The sequence below is a fragment of the Flavobacterium sp. GP15 genome (assembly GCF_014281985.1).
Taxonomy (GTDB): domain Bacteria; phylum Bacteroidota; class Bacteroidia; order Flavobacteriales; family Flavobacteriaceae; genus Flavobacterium; species Flavobacterium pygoscelis.
In genome coordinates, this window is record NZ_JACFTC010000002.1 from 19,074 (window position 1) to 41,259 (window position 22,186).

General features: G+C 31.8%; 22 protein-coding genes. 12 read left to right on the forward strand and 10 right to left on the reverse strand.

The genetic code is table 11. The annotated features are described in order from the left end of the window. Positions 1–11: 11 nt before the first annotated feature. The 7 genes from H2650_RS04290 to H2650_RS04320 all read right to left on the reverse strand — a co-directional run bounded on the left by H2650_RS04290 (position 12) and on the right by H2650_RS04320 (position 6,604). Positions 12–1,145, reverse strand: coding sequence for an esterase-like activity of phytase family protein (locus tag H2650_RS04290; RefSeq protein ID WP_188049534.1), 1,134 nt, complete (start codon positions 1,143–1,145; stop codon positions 12–14). A gap of 37 nt (positions 1,146–1,182) precedes the next feature. Beyond that, entirely contained in the window at positions 1,183–1,572 is a 390-nt protein-coding gene (locus tag H2650_RS04295; protein WP_188049535.1) for a group III truncated hemoglobin, read from the reverse strand. A 59-nt stretch (positions 1,573–1,631) separates the two neighbouring features. Beyond that, positions 1,632–2,876 (reverse strand): threonine ammonia-lyase IlvA, encoded by a 1,245-nt coding sequence (gene ilvA / locus H2650_RS04300; RefSeq protein ID WP_188049536.1) that lies wholly within the window; start codon positions 2,874–2,876, stop codon positions 1,632–1,634. A 33-nt stretch (positions 2,877–2,909) separates the two neighbouring features. Continuing rightward, positions 2,910–3,422, reverse strand: a complete 513-nt coding sequence (gene ilvN / locus H2650_RS04305; protein WP_188049537.1) for an acetolactate synthase small subunit — start codon at positions 3,420–3,422, stop codon at positions 2,910–2,912. Positions 3,423–3,741: 319 nt separating this feature from the next. Continuing rightward, positions 3,742–4,284, reverse strand: coding sequence for a DUF4136 domain-containing protein (locus tag H2650_RS04310; RefSeq protein WP_188049538.1), 543 nt, complete (start codon positions 4,282–4,284; stop codon positions 3,742–3,744). Positions 4,285–4,331: 47 nt separating this feature from the next. Then, positions 4,332–6,314: a urocanate hydratase gene (locus H2650_RS04315; protein ID WP_188050265.1), complete on the reverse strand. Its 1,983-nt coding sequence runs from the start codon at positions 6,312–6,314 to the stop codon at positions 4,332–4,334. Between the two features lie 86 nt (positions 6,315–6,400). Then, positions 6,401–6,604, reverse strand: a complete 204-nt coding sequence (locus tag H2650_RS04320; protein WP_188049539.1) for a DUF5522 domain-containing protein — start codon at positions 6,602–6,604, stop codon at positions 6,401–6,403. Positions 6,605–6,724: 120 nt separating this feature from the next. Between H2650_RS04320 and H2650_RS15860 the strand changes: the two genes are divergently transcribed. The 5 genes from H2650_RS15860 (at position 6,725) to hemL (ending at position 12,588) form a co-directional block, all read left to right on the forward strand. Then, a complete protein-coding gene (locus tag H2650_RS15860; RefSeq protein WP_255462792.1) occupies positions 6,725–7,063 on the forward strand; it encodes a hypothetical protein in 339 nt (112 codons plus the stop codon). Positions 7,064–7,547: 484 nt separating this feature from the next. Continuing rightward, positions 7,548–9,380 (forward strand): T9SS type A sorting domain-containing protein, encoded by a 1,833-nt coding sequence (locus H2650_RS04325; protein ID WP_188049540.1) that lies wholly within the window; start codon positions 7,548–7,550, stop codon positions 9,378–9,380. Positions 9,381–9,469: 89 nt separating this feature from the next. Then, entirely contained in the window at positions 9,470–10,366 is an 897-nt protein-coding gene (locus tag H2650_RS04330) for a 1-aminocyclopropane-1-carboxylate deaminase/D-cysteine desulfhydrase (protein ID WP_188049541.1), read from the forward strand. Continuing rightward, positions 10,359–11,270: a glucosaminidase domain-containing protein gene (locus tag H2650_RS04335; protein WP_188049542.1), complete on the forward strand. Its 912-nt coding sequence runs from the start codon at positions 10,359–10,361 to the stop codon at positions 11,268–11,270. Before H2650_RS04330 ends, H2650_RS04335 begins: the two co-directional genes overlap by 8 nt. A 31-nt stretch (positions 11,271–11,301) precedes the next feature. After that, positions 11,302–12,588 (forward strand): glutamate-1-semialdehyde 2,1-aminomutase, encoded by a 1,287-nt coding sequence (gene hemL / locus H2650_RS04340; RefSeq protein ID WP_188049543.1) that lies wholly within the window; start codon positions 11,302–11,304, stop codon positions 12,586–12,588. 48 nt (positions 12,589–12,636) lie between these two features. Here hemL and H2650_RS04345 read toward each other — a convergent pair whose 3' ends face one another. Continuing rightward, complete coding sequence (locus H2650_RS04345) at positions 12,637–13,077, reverse strand: hypothetical protein (protein WP_188049544.1); 441 nt, start codon at positions 13,075–13,077, stop codon at positions 12,637–12,639. 191 nt (positions 13,078–13,268) lie between these two features. Here H2650_RS04345 and H2650_RS04350 point away from each other — a divergent pair, with 191 nt between their 5' ends. From H2650_RS04350 to H2650_RS04380, 7 genes are all read left to right on the forward strand, one after another. Continuing rightward, the gene (locus H2650_RS04350; RefSeq protein WP_188049545.1) at positions 13,269–13,757 is read left to right on the forward strand and encodes a c-type cytochrome; all 489 of its coding nucleotides are present in this window, start codon (positions 13,269–13,271) and stop codon (positions 13,755–13,757) included. A 25-nt stretch (positions 13,758–13,782) separates the two neighbouring features. Continuing rightward, positions 13,783–15,756: a Sec-dependent nitrous-oxide reductase gene (gene nosZ / locus H2650_RS04355; RefSeq protein ID WP_188049546.1), complete on the forward strand. Its 1,974-nt coding sequence runs from the start codon at positions 13,783–13,785 to the stop codon at positions 15,754–15,756. A 62-nt stretch (positions 15,757–15,818) separates the two neighbouring features. Next, entirely contained in the window at positions 15,819–16,835 is a 1,017-nt protein-coding gene (locus H2650_RS04360) for a nitrous oxide reductase accessory protein NosL (RefSeq protein ID WP_255462793.1), read from the forward strand. 167 nt (positions 16,836–17,002) lie between these two features. Further along, positions 17,003–18,232, forward strand: coding sequence for a nitrous oxide reductase family maturation protein NosD (locus H2650_RS04365; RefSeq protein WP_188049547.1), 1,230 nt, complete (start codon positions 17,003–17,005; stop codon positions 18,230–18,232). Beyond that, the gene (locus H2650_RS04370; RefSeq protein ID WP_188049548.1) at positions 18,229–18,951 is read left to right on the forward strand and encodes an ABC transporter ATP-binding protein; all 723 of its coding nucleotides are present in this window, start codon (positions 18,229–18,231) and stop codon (positions 18,949–18,951) included. The genes H2650_RS04365 and H2650_RS04370 overlap by 4 nt, the downstream gene beginning before the upstream one ends. Further along, positions 18,935–19,702, forward strand: a complete 768-nt coding sequence (locus tag H2650_RS04375) for an ABC transporter permease subunit (protein WP_188049549.1) — start codon at positions 18,935–18,937, stop codon at positions 19,700–19,702. The genes H2650_RS04370 and H2650_RS04375 overlap by 17 nt, the downstream gene beginning before the upstream one ends. Positions 19,703–19,823: 121 nt before the next feature. Then, on the forward strand, positions 19,824–20,195 hold the full coding sequence (locus H2650_RS04380; RefSeq protein ID WP_188049550.1) for a group III truncated hemoglobin: 372 nt from the start codon (positions 19,824–19,826) through the stop codon (positions 20,193–20,195). 135 nt (positions 20,196–20,330) lie between these two features. Here the strand turns inward: H2650_RS04380 and H2650_RS04385 are convergent, their stop codons facing one another. Beyond that, positions 20,331–20,885 carry a fasciclin domain-containing protein gene (locus H2650_RS04385; RefSeq protein WP_188049551.1) on the reverse strand — a complete coding sequence of 185 codons (555 nt, stop codon included), beginning with the start codon at positions 20,883–20,885 and terminating at the stop codon, positions 20,331–20,333. Positions 20,886–20,952: 67 nt separating this feature from the next. Beyond that, a complete protein-coding gene (locus H2650_RS04390) occupies positions 20,953–22,185 on the reverse strand; it encodes a hypothetical protein (RefSeq protein ID WP_188049552.1) in 1,233 nt (410 codons plus the stop codon). Position 22,186 lies beyond the last annotated feature (1 nt).

The window sequence follows — 22,186 nt, forward strand, 5'->3', positions numbered from 1 at the left end:
AGTATAAAACATTATTCTTTTACTTCAAAAAGCAATACCTGTGTTTTTTGAGTTTCTGAAAAGTTATTATCCGATATAAAAATCAAGGAACGATTTCCATTAGTTAATTTTGGACCAAAAGTCAATCCTTCAATATTGTCTGTATATATTCCTAAATCATCCATATTTAGAATTAGTTTTTTAGAGATAAATTCAATTTTTTGATTCTGTAAAGATTCATGATTTTTAACATCTGTTGCCTTTTTAAAATCACATAAAAAAACTTTTATAGTACACGGTTGCGTTCCTGTAGAGTAGGAGCGTTCTAGTACTAAGAATTGGTTTTTTTTGTAAAACTGAATCGCAGCAACACCATTTACAGCAAAAGCGCCTTTAGGATTAGGTTCGTTTGCAATGGCTTCAAGCTGATATCCATATTGAGCTGTGTTTTTTTGTGATTTTATATCAAATTCGTAAAACCGAATTAAGCCACCTTTACTTGTGCTGGCTTGGTTACCGTCTTCAAATAGCGGTTCTTCTAGGCACGTGTATAAGGTTTTATAATTTTGATCAAAAGTGATGCTTTCAAGTGTTCCGTTATTGCGTGGTCCTTTGCTTTCTTTTTGCATTTCAAGATTAGAAGGTAATTTTAACTGCTCTTTAAAATTTCCTTTTAAATCCATAAAAGTAATCGAAGGATTTTGTAAAATAGTTTTGTCAGCGGTTACTACTCGAGCACCTTCACTTGTCCAAACTAGAGAGTTGTTTTTCGGATTGTATCTAATATCTTCTGGATCTGCAGAGGTTTCTGGACTAGTTGTCCAATTGCCAAAAGTTGAACCTTGCGCATTTTTTAAAGTGTTAGTTTCTTGAAAAGCAATCCCTTTTATTTGATTGTCAGTGATATTAATCTTTGCAGTGTAAAATCGGGAAAGGTTTTCTTGTGCTCTTTCATCGCAAATGATATAATAAAGATCCTTCTTTTTATCATAATCAATACCGGAAAGCCCACCAATTTTAGTGTTATTAAATTCTTGGTTAAATGGAATTTCAATTGAATTAATGAATTTTAATTCAGGATAACTGCCACTTGAGGATGTGTTTTTTAAATTGGAACAAGAAGCCAAAATAGATAGTGCAAATAATCCAGTAAGAAGTTTACGCATGATATTGTTTCTATTTATAAAAAGATACTTAATGAGGTTAATTGTTTTTTGCAGCATTACGAAAATAATCAATCTTGTAATGAAACATTTCGGCCATGTTTCGGCCACGTAATTTTGCTTCTTCAGCAAGTGGACCTAAAAATAATTCATCTGTAGTTGCTGAGAAAATTGCCATCCAACGATCAAAGTGTTCTTTCTCGACAGGTAATTGTTTGTGCGGAGGAAATGGACTACCAGAATACGAATGGACATCAAGTAAAATAGTTTGCCAAAAACGATACATTTTCTCCAAATGTTCTGGCCAGCGATTGCCTATTTTCTCATTAAATATTGGTCCGATAAATTCATCTTTTTGAACTTTAGAATAAAAAGTATCAACTAGTAATTTTATATCGTCTAGATTTTTAATGTCGGTAAGAGTTGTCATAATTGTATATAAAAAAGCCTACGCAAAGGTAGGCCATTCTTAAGGAACTGTAAATTGTTTTATCCAATTAATTGTGTAAACAAATCTTGCCTGTCGTTGAGATATTGAAATTCGAATCCTTTATCAAACATTTTCTCTTTTATATTTACAATGTCATTCTTGTTTTTTAATTCTAAACCTACAATCGCAGGACCTACTTCTCGGCTATTTTTTTTAGTGAACTGAAAATAGGTAATATCATCATCTGGCCCTAAAATATCATTTACAAATTCCTTTAGAGATCCTGGACGTTGTGGAAACTGAATCATAAAATAATGCATGAGTTCTTCATACAATAAAGACCTTTCTTTTATTTCGGCAGTTCTTTCAATATCATTATTACTTCCGCTCACAATGCACACCACATTTTTCCCTTTTATTTGGTCTTTATAGAAATCTAAAGCGGCGATAGTTAATGCTCCAGCTGGTTCTACAACCATTGCTTCTTCATTATACAAACGCAAAATAGTAGTGCATACTTTTCCTTCTGGCACTAAAACGATAGCATCAAGATTTTTTTTGCAAATTTCAAAAGTCAAGTTTCCTACTTGTTTTACCGCAGCTCCATCTACAAATTTGTCTATTTTTTCAAGAGGAAGGTTTTTACCAGTAGCTATAGCAGTTTTCATTGAGGGAGCACCTTCGGGTTCAACGCCAATTATTTTTGTGTTAGGACTCAATTTTTTAAAAACTTCCGAAAGTCCTGCTGCTAATCCGCCACCGCCAATAGGTACAAATACATAATCTATTGGTTCGTTACAGTTTTCTAAAATTTCCAATCCAACGGTTCCTTGTCCTGAAATGACTTTAAAATCATCAAAAGGATGTACAAAAATAATGTTTTTTGCAGTAGCCTCTTCTGCGGCTTTTGCATAAGCATCATCAAATGTGTCTCCTATTAAAATAATTTCAACAAAAGTTTTTCCAAATAATTGTACTTGTTTTATTTTTTGTTTTGGTGTTGTTTTTGGCATGTAAATTTTGCCTTTTATTTTCAATAAATGACAAGAGTAAGCTACTCCTTGTGCGTGATTTCCAGCGCTAGCACAGATTACACCCTGACTTTTTTCTGACAATGTTAAAGTGCTCATTTTGTTATATGCTCCTCTAATTTTATAAGAACGAACCACTTGTAAATCCTCTCTTTTTAATAAAACTGTACAATTAAATTCTTCTGACAGATTTAAGTTTTTACTTAAAGGTGTCGCTGTTACAACCTCTTTTAATTGATTTTTTGCTGCTAATACTTGTTCGTATGTTGTCATAGGATTTTTTAAATAAGGATTAAAATTGTTGATCTAGTTTGAATAAATTAATACGTTTTCTCTGTTTGATTTTGTAATGGATATTCTACCGCTTTTAACAAATTCGATCAGGTTACAATTTCGCAATTCCTGTACTAAATGTTTTAATTGTTCAGATCTTCCACTCACTTCAAATACAGTAAAATCTTTAGTTATTAATATGGTTTTTGCTTTGTATTTCTCTACTATTTTTTCAATTTGAAAATCTATTTCTCTTTTGTTAAAACCAATTTTAAATAAGGCAATTTCATTTTCTATTACTTCATTTCTCATGCTAGCAAATACGTCAATTATTCCAATTGTTTTTCTTATCTGAAGCACCAAATTTTTAATTATAATTTCGGCGTTTATTAAAACAATGGAGAATTTATAAAGGTTTTCTATCGGTTCAAAATGGATTGTAACCGATTCTGTGTTGATTTTTCTTCTGGCAAGGATTATATCTATTTTACTGATCAGACTTACTTGATTTTCAGTAAATATAGTAATGGTGTATTCTTGTTTCATTGGTTTTTTAATTGTATTACTGTTTGATTTTTTGGTAAAAAAAAGCCTTTCTCATTATGGTGAGAAAGGCAAATAGGGAGCACTATTATTCTGACTCGTTAAGTAAAACGAATGATGATAATAATGATAATAGAACTTTTAGATAGACTTAGCATAGGTTTAAAACAAAAAAAACCTCCTAAATTAGGAGGTTTGATACAAATATTTTTATACAAGACTCCGCTATTATTGCTGAACAATAATAATTATAATAGCGACGATAATGTTTATAGAATTTCTCATTTTTTTTCTTAGAAAATCAAATGTAAATAAAATAAAATTATTTCTTTACATTTGAAGGAGGAAATTGTGCTAGAATTTTAGTAACAAATTCATTGATTACTTTTTCCTTTTCACTTCTATTATTGGTCAAGTAACCAATTCCTTCACCTTGCCATACTAATTCTTTTTTCTTGGCATCTATTAAATCGATATAAAGAGTTCCTTCAGTTGATGAGGTAACAGAAGTGTTTCGACCTCCCCAGATATAAGGATTCCAACCGTATCCCCAACCATAACCAAATCCCGCATTGAATTGATTTACATCTATTCTTTCTCTCTCCTTTGTGAATATGTTTATTAAAAGATCTGGATTCTCACTTTTAGTCATCCCTTTTTTTGCAAGTTCAGCATCAACAGCGTAAAGAATTCTTTTTTTATCCAATTCTGAAATTTCAACTTTATCAATCCCTTTTTTATGAAACGCATAGGTTTTGTATTGACTAAAGTCTACTTTACTATCATAATCAGAATATACTCTTACAGAACTGCAGGAAGCAAGTACTAAAAGTAGAAAAACGGGTATAAATTTAATTGCTTTCATAATAGGTTAATTTGATTACTAATAGTTATAAAGGTTTTATGTAAAATTTAAAAATCTAATAAAGTGTCATCTACTATATTTGGGAGTGTAACTTTTAATAAAGGTTGCGTCTCCATAGCTCTTTTTATAGCAAAAATTGCTCCATCATTGCGAGCCCAACTCCTTCTTGAAATACCATTGTTGACATCCCAAAAAAGCATTGATGCTAAGCGCTTTGAAGCTTCCATAGACCCATCAAGAACCATACCAAATCCACCATTAATTACCTCTCCCCATCCTACGCCACCACCATTGTGAATAGAAACCCATGTTGCGCCACGAAAACTATCTCCAATTACGTTTTGGATGGCCATATCGGCTGTAAAACGAGAACCGTCATATATGTTTGAAGTTTCTCTATACGGCGAATCGGTACCTGAAACATCATGGTGATCTCTACCTAAAACTATGGTTCCTATTTCTCCCTTAGCAATTGCTTGATTAAAGGCTTCTGCAATTTTTACACGGCCTTCTGAATCTGCGTATAAGATTCGAGCTTGAGAACCAACTACTAGTTTGTTTTCTTGAGCTCCTTTAATCCACTGAATATTATCTTGCATTTGTTGTTGAATTTCAACTGGAGCAGTTGTTGTCATTTCTTCTAAAACATTACAAGCAATTGCATCCGTTTTAGCTAAATCTTCGGGTTTACCTGATGCACAAACCCAACGAAATGGACCAAAGCCATAATCAAAACACATTGGTCCCATAATATCTTGCACATAACTTGGGTATCTAAAATCGATATTGTTTTCTGCCATAACATCTGCACCAGCACGAGAAGCTTCTAATAAAAAAGCATTCCCGTAATCAAAGAAATAGGTTCCTTTAGCAGTGTGTTTGTTTATCGCTGTAGTATGACGACGTAATGTTTCTTGTACTTTTTGTTTAAATAAATCAGGATCGTTAGCCATCATTTCATTGGCTTGTTCAAATGAAACTCCAGCAGGATAATAGCCTCCAGCCCAAGGATTGTGCAATGAAGTTTGGTCGCTACCTAAATCAATATGAATGTTTTCTATATCAAATTTCTCCCATACGTCTACTATATTTCCTAGATACGCTATGGAGACTGTTTCATTATTGGCTTTAGCCAAAGCTACTCTTGAAACTAATTCGTCAATGTTTTCTATAACCTCGTTGATCCATCCTTGGCTATGACGAATGTGTGTAATTTTTGCATTAACCTCAGCACAAACGGTAATACAACCGGCAATGTTCCCTGCTTTTGGTTGCGCACCACTCATGCCTCCTAATCCAGAGGTTACAAATAAACCTCCTTTTGGTTGTTTTTTAATTTTTCTGAAACCATTTAAAACAGTAATTGTTGTTCCATGTACTATTCCTTGTGGACCAATATACATATAACTTCCCGCAGTCATTTGTCCGTATTGAGAAACACCTAAAGCATTCATTTTTTCCCAGTCATCCGGTTTAGAATAATTTGGGATAACCATTCCGTTGGTTACTACAACCCGTGGAGCTTCCTTGTGAGAAGGGAATAGACCCATTGGATGTCCCGAATACATTGTTAATGTTTGCTCATCGGTCATTTCAGATAAGTATTGCATCGTCAATAAATACTGCGCCCAATTCTGGAAAACGGCACCATTACCACCATAAGTAATTAATTCATGCGGATGTTGGGCTACAGCATAATCTAAATTGTTTTGAATCATCAACATGATCGCTTTTGCCTGTTCTGATTTTCCAGGATATTCTTCAATAGGACGAGCACGCATTTCATAATCGGGACGAAAACGATACATGTAAATCCGACCGTATTTATTTAATTCCTCTGTAAATTCTTTAACTAATTCGGGATGATGTTTTTTATCAAAATAACGAAGTGCATTGCGAAGTGCTAATTTTTTCTCTTCTGTTGAGAGAATTTCTTTGCGCTTTGGTGCATGATTTATTGCTGTTTCGTAGTTTTTTTGTTTGGGTAAAACAGTTGGAATCCCTTGTTGTATTTGTTCTTTAAAAGTCATTTTTTCTGCGCTGTTTTTTTTGTGTAGTGTAGTAGAAATATTTTTGATTACGTACCGCAATAAATAAAGTGAATTTAAATATTTATTCATTTAATGCGGTTAGGCTCTATAGTTGTTTTTTTTGTGGCACCTGTTTTTTTATCGAAGCCATACGGACAGTGACGACAACCGTTTTTACAACAATAACCTCTTTTTAAATGGTGCTTTTCTGTAAAACATTTATAACCTTCTGGTGTGAAATAAAAATCTTCGCCTTCTATCACTTTATTTTCATTACTTTGGTTATTCATATCTTTACCATTCAATTGCAAATTAATTTGGATTTGTGTTCTAGAATTGTCATTTTAAGAACTGACTTTTTACTTAATTTAAGCCAAATTTTAAATACAAATTTATAAATTTTATAACGAATGTTTCTGATTGTTACTAAATATTTAATTCCTAATGGATATCGTGGATTAACGGTATTTCCTTTTGTGTTTGCAAAACAGGAAGCTGATAAAGAAAATGCCGTTTTTTTGAACCATGAAAAAATTCATCTTCGACAACAATTGGAATTGTTGATTATTCCTTTTTTTATTTTGTATTTACTTGAATACTGTTTTCGACTTTTATATTACAGAAACTCAAATTTAGCCTACAGAAATATTAGTTTTGAAAGAGAAGCGTACGCCAACGAATCTGATTTTAATTATTTAAAAACACGCTCTTTTTTTAGGTTCTATTATTACATTTTTTCGAAAAAATAATTAAAATAGTCTTAATGTCTGATTGAAAAGCTTTTGAAGAATTACTTTTTCTTTAAATTAAATCAGTTAATTTCTTTTCTCACTATTGCAATATCCAAATCCTAAGAGAATTTGTAATAGGTTGTATTTTTTTCTTTATCTTTAGTTATTACATTTTCCACAAATTTTTCTGATTTTATTTTACACCAACTAATTTTTTTTAGAACAATTTTCATTTTTATTTTACGTAAGAAAAATAGCTTTTTTTTAGACTAAAGATGTATTTCAACGATTATTTATACTTTTTATCGGTGTTTTAGTGGTTTAACTTATTCTTTTTTCTGTATTTTAGATAAAAATTATTTTAATGGCTTAATTACGAAAATAATTGATGTTTTCTAAAGCAATCTTTTTTTGATTCAAGCTAATAAAAATATTTTTTTTAATTATTTTATTTTGAAGTTTTTATAATAAAAAAATCAGCAACAACTTAATTCACAAACCTATGTACGGAAAAATACTTAAAAAAAGCCTATTAGTAGCAACGGGATTTTTACTTCAGAATTCTGTGAATGCACAAATGTTTGTTAGCGCAGATACTTATGTTTATGCTTCAAATGAAGTTATTTATATAGGCCAGCAGTTAGAACTGAATGCTGCCAGTAGTTTTTTATATTTGAGGGATACAGCCCAGTTGGTACAAGGTTCAGCAGGTACAAGTACTAATAAAGGATTGGGTAGTTTATCTGTTTTTCAGGAAGGATCTGTAAATAATTACCAGTATAACTATTGGTGCTCCCCAGTGGGAGGTAGAGATACAAACTCTGGGAACTCCCCTTTTGGTATTAATCAATTGAATGATGTTTTAAATGTAACACAATCTACTCCCGCCACCATATTGCCTATGAATAATTATAATGGGACTTCAGTTCCATTAGCAATTGCTCCTTATTGGGTAACTAAATTAACGACTTCTACCGAATACTCTAGTTGGATTAATGCTGGAGCTCCAAATAGTATTTTAGCTGGCGAAGGATTCACAATGAAAGGAACTTCGGGAACGAATACTGTTTCCGTTAATGGAGTTCAAAATAATCCGGGTAGCAGACAACGCTATGATTTTAGAGGAAAACCAAATGATGGGACTATTTCTATACCCGTAAAATTTGAAAATTATACTTTAACAGGAAATCCTTATCCCTCTACAATTGACTTGACTGCTTTTTTAATTGCTGAGACAAATTGTTCGGGTATAGCTTATTTTTGGGAACAAGATAACACCGTAAATTCACATTTTTTAGCAGACTATAAAGGAGGTTACGGCACATTTTCTCCTATTGGTGTAAATTATCCTGGTATATACACGCCAGCGACATTTTATTCTTACGATGGTTCTGGTAATGCTGGCGGGAATGTAGGAACTGGTAATTACTATCAAAGAAGAAATTTACCAATAGGACAAGGTTTTTTAATAGATGGTAAAGTTGATGGTGTGGTTCAAATGAAAAATAGTTATCGAACATTTGTGAGAGAAACTCCGGACTCTTCTACTCCTATTGCTAGAAAGAGTGATTCTAAAGCTAAAAAAATTACGAATCCTTTTGCAAATACACAATCGGTATCGGGCATTGATTACTCACAAGTGACAGATGAACAAGTTCCTCAGATAAGAATTAATACACTTTTGAATAATAAAGGAGTGCGTCAATTAGCCTTAGGATTTGTTACTCAAGCAACAGATGGTATAGATCATGGGATGGACGGTGGTTCTTCTAGTCAAGGAACACCAGCCGATATTTATTTTCTTATAGAAGATGCTGAATTTGTGATCAATGTATTGAATTTCGATAATGATAAAAAAATTCCAATTGGTTTTAGAAATGCTAAAGAGGCTAGCTACAAAATTACCGTAAATGAAATAATAAATTTTACGCAAGCCAATACCATTTTTCTACACGATAAAGTTAATAATCAGTATTATGATATTAAAAATGATTTTCACGAATTGTTATTGCCTCCAGGAGAAAATAATACACAATTTGAAATAACTTTTAAAACGGATAGAAGTCTAGGAGTTGAAGAAGCTGTAAAAGAGAATTTTATAATTTACCAAAATAACGAAAACCAAAATTTGATTATTGATAATCCTTTATTAATGGATCTTGATGTTTGCGGTTTATATGATGTTGCTGGAAAAGTTATTTTTACAAAAAAAGATATTGGTAATCAGGCTTCTTACAAATTTGCTACCTCTGGATTAGTAGATGGGATATATATAGTTAAAATGGTTACAAAAGATAAACAAGTAGTTGGAAAAAAAATTATAATTAAAAATTAGAATACTTTGAAAAAAGTACCAAAAATGCAGCCAGTCAAGGTTGCATTTTTTGTTTTATAAAAATTATATTTGTAAAAAATCCATTTCCATTGAATCAAGAAATAAAAATAGCGCTTCCCAATTCTATTACTTTAGTAATTAAACGAGAAGATTTGATTCACCCTTTTGTCTCGGGAAATAAATTTAGAAAGCTAAAATATAATTTGCTTCAGGCCAAAGCAGAAAATCAGGAAACATTACTTACTTTTGGAGGTGCATTTTCAAATCATATTGCTGCAGTTGCTTTTGCAGGATTCGAGAATGGCTTAAAAACTATTGGCGTAATTCGCGGCGATGAACTCAGGGGTAAAATTGATGACAATCCTACACTAAAATTTGCTGAAAATTGTGGGATGCAATTTGAATTTGTTAGTAGAGAAGATTATCGCCAGAAAAATGAAATTTTATTTTTAGCAGAATTAAAAAATAAATTTGGATCATTTTATCTGATTCCTGAAGGAGGTACAAATGAATTAGCAATAAAAGGCTGTGAAGAGATTCTGACGAATAAGGATGCCGAATTTAATTATATTTGTGCTGCTGTAGGCACTGGAGGAACTATATCGGGTATAATCAATAGTATCTTGCCAGATCAAAAAGTTTTAGGATTTCCAGCTTTAAAAGGTGATTTTTTAAAAGAGGAAATTCGTAGTTTTGTAAAAAGTCAAAATTGGGATCTAATAAATGATTATCATTTTGGCGGATACGGAAAAATAAATAATGAGCTTGTTCAATTTATTAATGATTTTTATCTGCAAACTAAAATTCCTTTAGATCCTATATATACTGGAAAGATGGTATTTGGCGTTATAGATTTAATAAAAAAGAATTATTTTCCAAATAACTCAAAAATTTTACTCATTCATACCGGAGGAATCCAAGGAATTAAAGGGATGAATAATAAATTAATAAAGAAACAACTACCAATAATAACAATCAATGTTTAAAAAAATCCTACTAACATTTACGATTCTTACCTTAATAGGTTGTAATGCTTCTAAACCAGTTATTGTAACTAGTAAAAATGCACCTCTAAAATCGAAATCTGAAATAGTTAGAAATACTAAAAAAAATCCACCAAAGGGCACCGTAATTTCAAAACCTATTGCTACTAATCAAGGCAGAGTTGATAGCAAAAATAATGAAACAGAAGTAATTGTATCTACTTCAAAGACTGTAGTTACTAATGATGTTATTAAGATGTATATCTATCAGTTTAAAGACATTGCTATGGGTAACATGAAAACATACGGAATTCCAGCAAGTATTATTTTAGCACAAGGAATTCTAGAATCTGGTGCAGGAAGAGGAGATTTAGCTAAAAGTTCTAATAATCATTTTGGAATAAAATGCCATGTAGGTTGGACTGGAGAGAGTGTTAAGCATGATGACGATGCAGCCCAAGAGTGTTTTAGAAAGTATGATAATCCTTCAGAATCTTTTAGGGATCATGCATTGTTTTTAACCGGTAGAAGCAGATATGCTAAACTATTTACACTTTCAAAAGGGGATTATAAAGCTTGGGCAAAAGGGTTAAGGGCTGCAGGTTACGCTACAGATCCTAAATATCCAGATAAGCTAATATCGTATATTGATCGATATAGTTTGCACGAATATGATAGTATGGTTTTAGATCCTAATTTTGTGTCTAATGAAAAACAGTTAGTAAAAGAACTGACTGTAGAAACAAGGACTGTTGCTACTAATGGTTTAGATTCTTATATTGTTCAAAAAGGAGATACACTTTATTCTATTTCAAAAAAATTCGAATTAAAAGTTGAAGATTTAAAACAAAAAAATAATTTATCAGACAATACTCTTTCTATCGGTCAGAAATTAGTAGTTAAATAATTTAGAACAACAACAATTTATAATTTAGCACATGTTATATAAAAGAAGTAGTCAGCTATTTGCTGAAGCAGAAAAAGTAATACCAGGAGGAGTAAATTCTCCAGTTAGAGCGTTTAAAGCAGTAGGAGGAACTCCCATTTTTGTAAAGAGTGCAAAAGGAGCCTATATGTATGATGAAGATGGAAATCGTTTAATAGACTACATCAATTCTTGGGGTCCTATGGTTTTAGGTCATGCTTATGAACCAGTAGTAAATGCAGTAATTGAAAAAGCAAAATTAGGAACTTCTTTCGGGATGCCAACCGAGTTAGAAACACAGATAGCTGCTTTAGCTGTTGCAATGGTACCGAATATTGATAAAATAAGATTCGTTAATTCAGGTACAGAAGCTTGTATGAGTGCTGTTAGGTTAGCCCGTGGTTTTACAAAAAAAGATAAAATAATTAAGTTTGCAGGTTGTTATCACGGTCATTCTGACTCCTTTTTGATTCAGGCTGGAAGTGGGGCTATTACATTTGGTTCGCCCAATAGTCCAGGAGTTACTGCTGGTACTGCAAAAGATACATTATTAGCAACTTACAACGATTTAGATAATGTAGCCGCTCTAATTGAAGCTAATAAGAATGAAATTGCTGCAATAATTGTAGAACCTGTTGCCGGAAATATGGGTTGTATTCCTCCTAATAAAGGTTTTTTAGAAGGCTTACGCCAAATGTGTACTGATAACGGTATTCTTTTGATCTTTGATGAGGTTATGACTGGTTTTCGTCTAGCGAGAGGTGGTGTTCAAGAACTTTTAAATATTAAAGCAGATATTGTTTGCTTCGGAAAAGTTATTGGTGGAGGTTTACCGGTCGGAGCTTTTGCAGCTCGAGAAGAAATTATGAATTATTTAGCTCCACTAGGTCCCGTGTATCAAGCAGGAACTTTGTCAGGGAATCCATTGGCTATGGCTGCAGGATTGGCTATGCTTCAAGCATTAGATTCTGATCCTACTATTTTTAAAAGATTAGAAGAGAAAACAGCTTATTTGCATGCAGGTATTGATAGAGTTTTAAAAGCTCATAATATTGTTTTTACGATCAATAGAATTGGATCTATGATTTCAGTTCATTTTGATAGTAATCCGGTAACTGATTTTAAATCTGCAGCTAAAGGAGATAATGAAACGTTTAAAAAGTTTTTTCATGGATTACTGAATGAGGGAGTATATATTGCTCCATCAGCATACGAGACTTGGTTTATTACCGATGCTCTTTCCTACGAAGATTTAGATTTTACGATAGCAGCCATTAATAAAGTGGCTCAAACATTATAATATTTATTATTTTAAAAAAAAAGCTTCGGATTGTCCGAAGCTTTTTTTTTAGTTTTCTATTTCAGTTCTTTTATTACTTCTTTCTTTCATTCTGTTTGCTACTTTTTCTCTATTTTTTTCTTGGTTTGTTTTCCAAGTAGTAAATTGCTCAGGAGTTAAAATAACTTTCATTTTATCTTCTAGAATTTTTCTCTCTTGTTGCATCTCACTTTTTTTTGCTTCATGCTTCATTTTCATTTCTTCTTTTGATGTCTTATTTATATCCATCATCTTTTCTCTTTTCAGTTTCTGATCGGTTAAAAGTTGATTGACTTGTTCCTGCTGTTTGGCATTTAAACTTAATTCAGCAGTCATTTTTTTCAATTGTTTTTCTTGACGCTCTTGTGGTGTCAATCGTTCCATTTTTGTTCTTTCTGAGCCATCTTTCTTGTTTTGAGCATAGGTTGTCATACCAACAACTAATAATGCAGCAATAATTAATTTTTTCATTTTAATAATTTAAGAGTTATAGAGATAAGACAATTATGATGTTTTAAAGTTTAATCATTAACAAAAGTTTATCGTTTGATTTCTTAACTATAAGTTAAAAAAAGCGAATATATCCTTATAAGTATGATTCAAGTCATAATAATTAAATAATAATATTCGCAAATTTGTTAAACAATTCTAAAAACAATTTTATGTACAAATTAACTTTTTTTGTAGTTGCATTCTTAATGTTAACTTCATGTGGCGATAAAATGAAAACCACCGATGATTTCTCAAAAGATACTGCTGCTCCAACTGACGGGTCAGCGACCTCTACTACTGATGCCGCAACTTATGATCCAAATAGAGGAATAGGGAAACACACATCAGTAGACTTAGGAGCCAAACTAGATGTTGCTATGGCTGCCGAAGGAGAGAAAATTCAATCTGTAAAATGTTCTTCTTGTCATAAATTAACGGATGAAAAATTAGTAGGTCCAGGATGGAAAGGGGTTACAACACGTCAAAAACCAGAATGGATAATGAACTTTATCACAAATCCAGACCCAATGATTGATAAAGATCCAGAACTTCAAGCACAACTAGAGCTTTGTTTGGTTAGAATGCCAAATCAAGCCTTGTCTGATACTGATGCAAGAAACTTACTTGAATTTATGCGTAAAAACGACGGAGTAAAATAATTCAAAAAATAATAAATAAAAAAGTATGAAAAATATTTTTGTAAAAACCAGTCTTGCTGTTGTGTTCGCGAGTGCGTTTTTTGGTTCTTGTAGACCTAAAGACACAGCCGATGCGGTAAGTGGTGATGCTGCTCAAAAAGTGTATGTTGCCCCTGGTAAATACGATGAGTTTTATAATTTTGTTTCAGGAGGATTTAGCGGACAAATGAGTGTTTACGCTTTGCCAAGTGCTCGTTTATTAAGAGTGGTTCCTATTTTTTCTGTAGATCCTCAAAGCGGATATGGATATAGTGAAGAATCAAAGCCCATGCTGAATACTTCTCATGGATTTGTGCCTTGGGACGACCAACACCATTTAGACATGTCACAGACCAATGGTGAAGTTGATGGTCGTTGGATTTTTGCCAATGCCAATAATACGCCTAGAATAGCTCGTGTGGATTTGAAAACATTCAAAACTGTAGAGATTATTGAATTGCCTAATAGTGCAGGAAATCACTCCTCTCCTTTTATTACCGAAAACACAGAATATGTTGTTGCAGGAACTCGTTTTAGCGTTCCGCCGGATAATTCTAATGGAGACGTACCTATTAATACCTATAAAGAAAACTTCAAAGGGTATTTGAGTTTTGTAAAAGTTGGTAAAGAAGGTCAGATGGATATCGCTTTCCAGATTGAAACTCCTGGTGTCAATTGGGATTTAAGTCATGCTGGAAAAGGGAAGTCTCACGGATGGTTTTTCTTTTCTTGTTACAATACAGAACAAGCTAATACTTTACTTGAAGTGAATGCTTCTCAGAAAGATAAAGATTTTATCATGGCTGTTAACTGGAAAAAAGCTGAAGAGTATATCAAAGCAGGTAAAGGGAAAAAAATAGCGGCAAAATATGTTCATAATACTTGGGATGAGAAAACACATTCTGCCAAATCAGAAATGAGAAATGAAGTTCTAGTACTTGATTCTAAAGCTTTAAAAGATATTTGCTACATGATTCCATGTCCTAAATCTCCTCATGGTTGTGATGTTGATCCTACAGGTGAATTCATTGTTGGTAGTGGAAAATTAGCCGCTTTGATTCCTGTTTTTAGTTTTGACAAAATGGTAAAAGCAATTGCTAACAAACAATTTGACGGTAATTACGATGGTATTCCAGTTATAAAATACGAAGCAGCTTTGCATGGTGAAGTTAAAAAACCAGGATTAGGACCATTACACACTGAATTTGACGGAAGAGGTAACGCTTACACTACTTTCTTTGTTTCTTCAGAAGTGGTAAAATGGGATATTAAAACCTTGAAAATTTTAGATAGACATCCAACTTATTATTCACCAGGACACTTAATGATTCCAGGTGGTGATAGTAGAAAACCATTTGGTAAATATATGGTTGTATATAATAAAATTACCAAAGATCGTTACTTACCTACTGGCCCAGAATTGGCGCAAAGTGCACAGTTGTTCGATATTAGTGGTGATAAAATGAAATTATTATTAGATTATCCAACTATAGGTGAGCCACATTATGCGCAAGCAGCACCAGCAGATTTAATTAGAAACAATGGCCAGCTAAAGTTCTACAAAATTGAAGAAAATCACAATCCTTTTGTTACTAAAGGAGAGAAAGAAGCTAAAGTAGTTAGAAAAGGAAATAGAATTGATGTATATATGACTTCTATCCGTTCTCACTTTGCTTCTGATAATATTGAGGGAATAAAAGTTGGTGATGAGGTTTATTTTCATGTGACTAACTTAGAACAAGACTGGGATGTACCTCATGGTTTCGCTATAAAAGGGGCAGATAATGCAGAACTTTTAATCATGCCTGGAGAAACTGCAACTCTAAAATGGTTGCCTAAAAAAGTTGGAATTTATCCATTCTATTGTACTGATTTTTGTAGTGCGCTACACCAAGAAATGCAAGGTTATGTTAGGGTATCTCCAGTAGGAAGTACCGTTCCTCTCACTTTTAGTCTGGGAACTAATATGCCAGCTAAATAATAGTACTTGAAATTCAAAAGGGAACAAATAAATAGTTTGTTCCCTTTTTAATAATAAAAAATATGAATAATTCAAAAATTACAATACTTTCAAAAGTTATGCTTTTGGTAGTGATGGTACTATTGCTATCTTCTATTTTTGTTCCAATGTGGAGAATCGAACTTTCTGCTCCACAATATCCAGAGGGATTAGTTCTTAAATTACATGCGAATAAAATTGCTGGAGATGTTGATATTATCAATGGGCTTAACCATTATATCGGCATGAAAACCTTGCATAAAGAAGATTTTATAGAGTTTACAATTCTACCTTATATCTTTGGTCTTTTTGCACTAAGTGCTTTAGTAGTTGCACTGATTGCAAAGAAAAAAGGATTATATGCTTTATTTATTTCTTTAATTGTTTTTGGAGTTTTGGCCGCAGTAGATTTTTACAGATGGAACTATGAATACGGACATAATTTAGATCCCAATGCAGCCATTAGAGTACCAGGAATGTCTTATCAACCGCCGATGTTAGGATATAAGCAATTGTTGAATTTTGGAGCGTATTCGATTCCGGATATTGGAGGTTGGATGTTGATTGCTTCAGGAGTGCTTTTATTTATTCTTGTGCTTAAAGAGTCTAATATGTTAAAACGATTTTCTAAATCTAAAGTAACTGCCGTCTTATTATTTGCTTTCTCCTTATCATTCCTTTCTTGTGCTAAAACAGAGCCAACTCCTATTAAATTAAATATAGATTCTTGTGATTTTTGCAAAATGAGTATTGCCGATGGTAAATATGGAGCAGAAGTAATTACGGTAAAAGGAAGAACTTACAAGTTTGACGACATTATGTGCATGATAAAGTACGGTAAAGAAAATTCGGATACCAAAGTGGCTTCTTATTTTGTTAATGATTACAACCAGAATAATGTATTAATAGCGGCAGAAAGTGCTCATTTTATTTCGGGGACAGACATTTTAAGCCCAATGCGAGGTGGAGTTATTGCTTTTTCTGATGCTACAGTAGCTAAAGAATTTCAGCTTAAGTTTGAAGCTGAACCCATGAATTGGGATACTGTATTCACAAAATAAATCCTTATTTTTTTGTAGCATTACAAACTTAAAATTTGTTTTTCAATTCCTTTATTTTTATTAGACTATAATTTTTTTTAAGTAGAAATTTTATAATTTCAGATGCTTTTAAATACCTATGTAGCGCTAAATTATTTATGCTGGAATTGCTTAATCTAAAAAAAATAATGAAAAAAATATTGTTCATAATGCTCTTGTTTTCTTCATTCCTGCACGCGCATATAATTGATGTAGGTCCTAAAAAATCTATAAAATCCATAAAAAAGGCAATTTATTTAGCTAAAATAGGAGATACTATTATTGTTCATAAAGGAACTTATAAAGAGGGTAATATTATTATCGATAAGAAAGTTGTTTTTATTGGTAAAGACTTTCCTATTCTTGACGGTCAAAAAAAATATGAAGTTCTTTCTGTAAAAGCGGATAGTGTTGTTGTAGATGGTTTTAAAGTCATTAGATCCGGACATGCTACATTAGAAGATCCTTGTGGTATAAAAGTTTACAACAAAAAAAATGTCATAATACAGAATAATATTTTAGATGATAATTTCTTTGGAATCTATATTCAAAATGGAAGAAACTGTCTTATAAAGAACAATACAATTATTGCCTATGGAAAAGAGGAACAAGAAATAGGCAACGGAATTCATTGTTGGAAAAGTGATAACCTTCAGATTATTGCTAATAAAATATCTGGTCACAGAGATGGGATTTACTTTGAATTTGTGACGAATTCTGTGATATGGAGAAATATTTCAAGCAAGAATATTAGATATGGTTTGCATTTTATGTTCTCAAACGATGATGCTTATATTACAAACGTTTTTAAGAATAATGGTGCTGGAGTTTCGGTGATGTTCACCAAGAATGTCAAGATGTTTAATAATTATTTTGAAGAAAATTGGGGAGATAGTGCCTACGGTTTGTTCCTAAAAGAAATTTCGGACAGTCAGATTATTGGTAATAAATTTTCTAGAAATACTTCTGGAATTCACATGGAAGGAACTAATAGAATTTTAATTGAAAAAAATGTATTTCAGGCCAATGGTTGGGCTATGAAAATTCAGGCAAGTTGTATGGATAATGAAATTGTGAATAATAATTTCATCGCCAATACTTTTGATATGGGAACCAACGGAAGTTTGGTTTTAAACAAGTTTAATACCAACTATTGGGATAAATATGAAGGCTATGATTTAAATAAAGATGGAGTAGGAGATGTTCCCTATCATCCATTAAGTTTATTTGCCGTTCTAGTCGAAAAAAATCCTGCTGCAATGCTCTTATTTCGGAGTTTTATGATTACTCTTCTCGATAAATCAGAAAAAGTTTTACCAAGTATTACACCGGATAATTTTGTTGATAATTCTCCATTAATGCATTCTTTACCATTATGATTGAAATAAAAAATATATATAAAAATTTCGGGAAATTAGAAGTTTTAAATAACATAAATCTTCGTTTTCAAAAAGGAGAATGTATTGCTCTGATTGGACCTAATGGTTGTGGAAAAACTACTTTAATCAAAACAATTCTAGGAATGGTGATTCCCACAAAAGGAGATATTCTGCTGGATCAAAAATCAATTTTAAAAGAATTTAAGTACAGAGAAAATATTGGTTATATGCCTCAAATTGGTCGTTATCCTGATTATATGACTGTGGGACAGATTATAGAAATGATAAAAAATATTAGGAACTCCAATCAAGTTTTAGACGAAGACTTAATAAAAGCTTTTGAACTCGAAAAGATTGTTGACAAGCAAATGCGAACTTTATCTGGCGGAACTACTCAAAAAGTAAGTGCAACATTAGCTTTCTTATTTGATCCCGAAGTGCTAATTCTAGATGAACCTACAGCTGGACTTGATCCTTTGGCTTCAGAAATTTTGAAAGAAAAGATTATAAAAGAAAAAGAAAAAGGAAAACTAATCTTGATCACTTCTCATCTTTTGAGTGAATTAGATGATCTGATAACGCAGATTATATATATGCAAGATGGTGCTGTACATTTTCACCAAACCATTGCTGATTTACTCCAAGCAACAAACGAACAAAAAATTTCAAAGGCTATTGCCAAAATTTTAAAAAATAAACGCAATGAACAGAATCATTAAAATTATTTTTCTAGATATTCTTAAAAATAAGATTATTGTCGCTTATACTTTAATTCTAGCTGTTCTTTCTTGGAGTTCTTTTGGATTAGAAGATAATTCAGCAAAAGGATTATTGACTATTTTAAATATTATCTTATTTACGGTTCCATTGGTTTCTATTCTTTTTGCAACTATTTATTTGTACAATAGTTCAGAGTTTATTGAGCTATTATTAAGTCAACCAATTAAAAGAAAGAAAATTTGGCTGAGTCTTTTTTTAGGGCTGTCTTTGTCTATGGTTTTAGCTTTTTTTGTAGGAGCCGGAATTCCTCTTTTGATAAATGCACCGGATAGTGTTGGATTAATGATGCTAATTATTGGTTCGCTCATCACATTGGTTTTTGTTGCTTTGGCATTTCTAAGTTCTATTCTTACACGAGATAAGGCAAAAGGAATTGGGATTGCAATTATGGCATGGTTGTATTTTGCTTTGCTTTTTGATGGTTTAGTACTGTTCCTTTTATTTCAATTGTCTGATTATCCAATAGAGAAAGCAATGATAATTGTCACTGCATTTAGCCCCATAGATTTAGCAAGAATACAAATTTTATTACATTTAGATGTCTCGGCCATGATGGGTTATACTGGAGCAATTTTTAAAGATTTTTTTGGAACTTCTGTTGGTTTATTAATTTCTTTTTTGTTGCTGTGTACCTGGATTATTGTTCCCTTTTTGATCTCTCTCGTTAAATTTAAAAATAAAGATTTGTAAGGTCTACATAAAGCCTTTTAGAGGAATGATATTATTAATTTGAATATTAAATAATAAACAAGATTATAAACTATTATTTATGTTAAGCTTTTAGTGAATTTTCAACTCAAAAATCATCAAAATGAAATCAACTATTAGAAATAGAAATGATATAATTAAGCTGGTGAATACTTTTTATGATAAAGTAAAAAAAGATGCCAAAATAGGCTATTTTTTTACTGAAGTTGCCCATGTAAACTGGGAAGATCACTTGTCTAAAATGTATGATTTTTGGGATAATATTTTATTTTGTAATGGCAATTACACCGGTAATCCTATTGTCAAGCATAAAGAATTACATCAAAAAAGTAAGATGAATGAATCGCATATCTTACACTGGAATCTTTTATTTGATCAAACTGTTGATGAGTTATTTGTTGGGGAAAAAGCTAGCGAAGTAAAGAAAAGAGCAGCCAATATTGCAATGGCTATGATGTACAAAACAATCGAATAATCGTTTTTATTTATCTTTAATACTATTAATGATTTTAAAATTATAGCTACTACTTTTTTTTAAAGTAATGACTTAAAAAAAAAGCGCAAAATAATTTACTTTGCTCTTTTTTAATTGGCATTTGAATTAATAATTTTATTTAGGCAATAAAACATCATTTATGACATGAATCATTCCATTTGCAGTTGTAATAGAGGCAATGATTTCAGAACCATTAACAAAAACTTTATCACCCACTTTTGTTATTTTTATTTTTCCACCATTTACTTCTTCATATTCCTGACCATCTTGCATATAATCGGTTTTTAAATTACCAACATAGGTGTGATATTCTAAAATATTTTTTAAATCATCCTTTTTTTCAGGTTTTAATAAGCCTTCAACAGTACCTTTTGGTAGTTTTTCAAAAGCAGCATTGGTAGGTGCAAAAACGGTAAATGGTCCCGCATTACTTAACACATCTACTAATCCAGCGGCTTTTACAGCTGCTACTAATGTCGTGTGGTCTTTACTCTTTGACGCTGTTTGAACAATGTTAGGACTTGAAATTTCATCGTTTACTGCAGATTGTCCTACAGCAGGAACTTCACTTTCAGGAGTAGCTTTTTCACTTACTTTTTCATTACTTTCTTTGCATCCAAAAAAAGTTAGTAAAGAGGTGGCAACTAATAATAAAATTGGTTTTTTCATAATTAATATTACTTAGGTTTTGTACCTCAAAGTACTTCATTATCCATTTTTTAATTTATGATTGCAATCATAAGGCAGGATTAATTTTAGTCTGTTTAAATGAATAATAAGCAGTTAAACCAATTCCTAAAAGCAAAAGTAGTGCTACACCAAATAAAATCTCATTGACATAGGGAATCATTGTGTAACTGAACGAGGCGATACCTTGTACAGCCAAAACTAGCTCATTGAAAAACACGCCTAAAGAAAAAATAATAAGGCCTATCTTTATTTTGCTATTCAAAATAATAAAATGTTTGGCATATATGTAAAACAGCAAGAACAATGAAATTACGGCTAGTAAAACTAAGTGTAAATATGCAATTACGATGGGTCTGAAACCAAAGGCCATTTGACTTAAAACTGGAATAGTTGAACCTAATTGTAAAATGAATTTAATGCTTAACGCTAAGGCAACAAAACATAAAATGTGGCGCAATAAAGGAGCAAAATTATTAATGAATTCTTTTTGAGTTTTAATTAAAATAAATAATAATTTAAACCAAGCAAAAACTTGTATTGTAGCTGCGAATGCTGTTATAATGTAAATCCATACGGGAACTTTTAGCCAAAGGATTGATAAAAAATAGGCCGGAATACAAGCAAAAGCAAATAATTTAAAGGAAATTTCAAAAAAGGAATGATCTGATTTTTTTAGGTTTAAAAACCCAAATAATAACCCAATGCAGCCAAAGAAAAACCAACCGTTATACTGAAAATGTAAAAAATAATAAATTGAAGATAAATACAAGTCTTGTATTACATTTTTACTAGCCATCATGTAGGCTAAATAAAAAGTTCCAAAAGAGGAAATAATATTAAAAATGACTGCTGCTCTAAACCAATTTATGGCAGCTAAATCAGTATCTATTTTTTTTAAATCTTTGAAGTAGTAATATCCAAAAACATAGGAAACTAGGATTGAGGCGGTAGAGAAAAATATAGAAAACATTCCGTAGCCTTGAATGATAAAAAAGACTAGCATTCCGTACGAACAAATGAGATTTGCAATGATTATTTTTTTATATTTATTTGTATCGAGAACGCCAATTTTATCTTGAAGATAATAGACCATTAAGGTCATTAGTGTATGAGTAATCCATCCGGCAAAGGCAAAATGAGAATGGGAATGCAGTATGTTTTTCTGATTGAAATAAGGAAATTCAAATCCTATTTTATAACGCATCAAAACGCCTAATGATGCTACTATGCAAAGATTTATGAGTGAGAATTTAAGCCAAAATTTTATATTAAGTTTCATT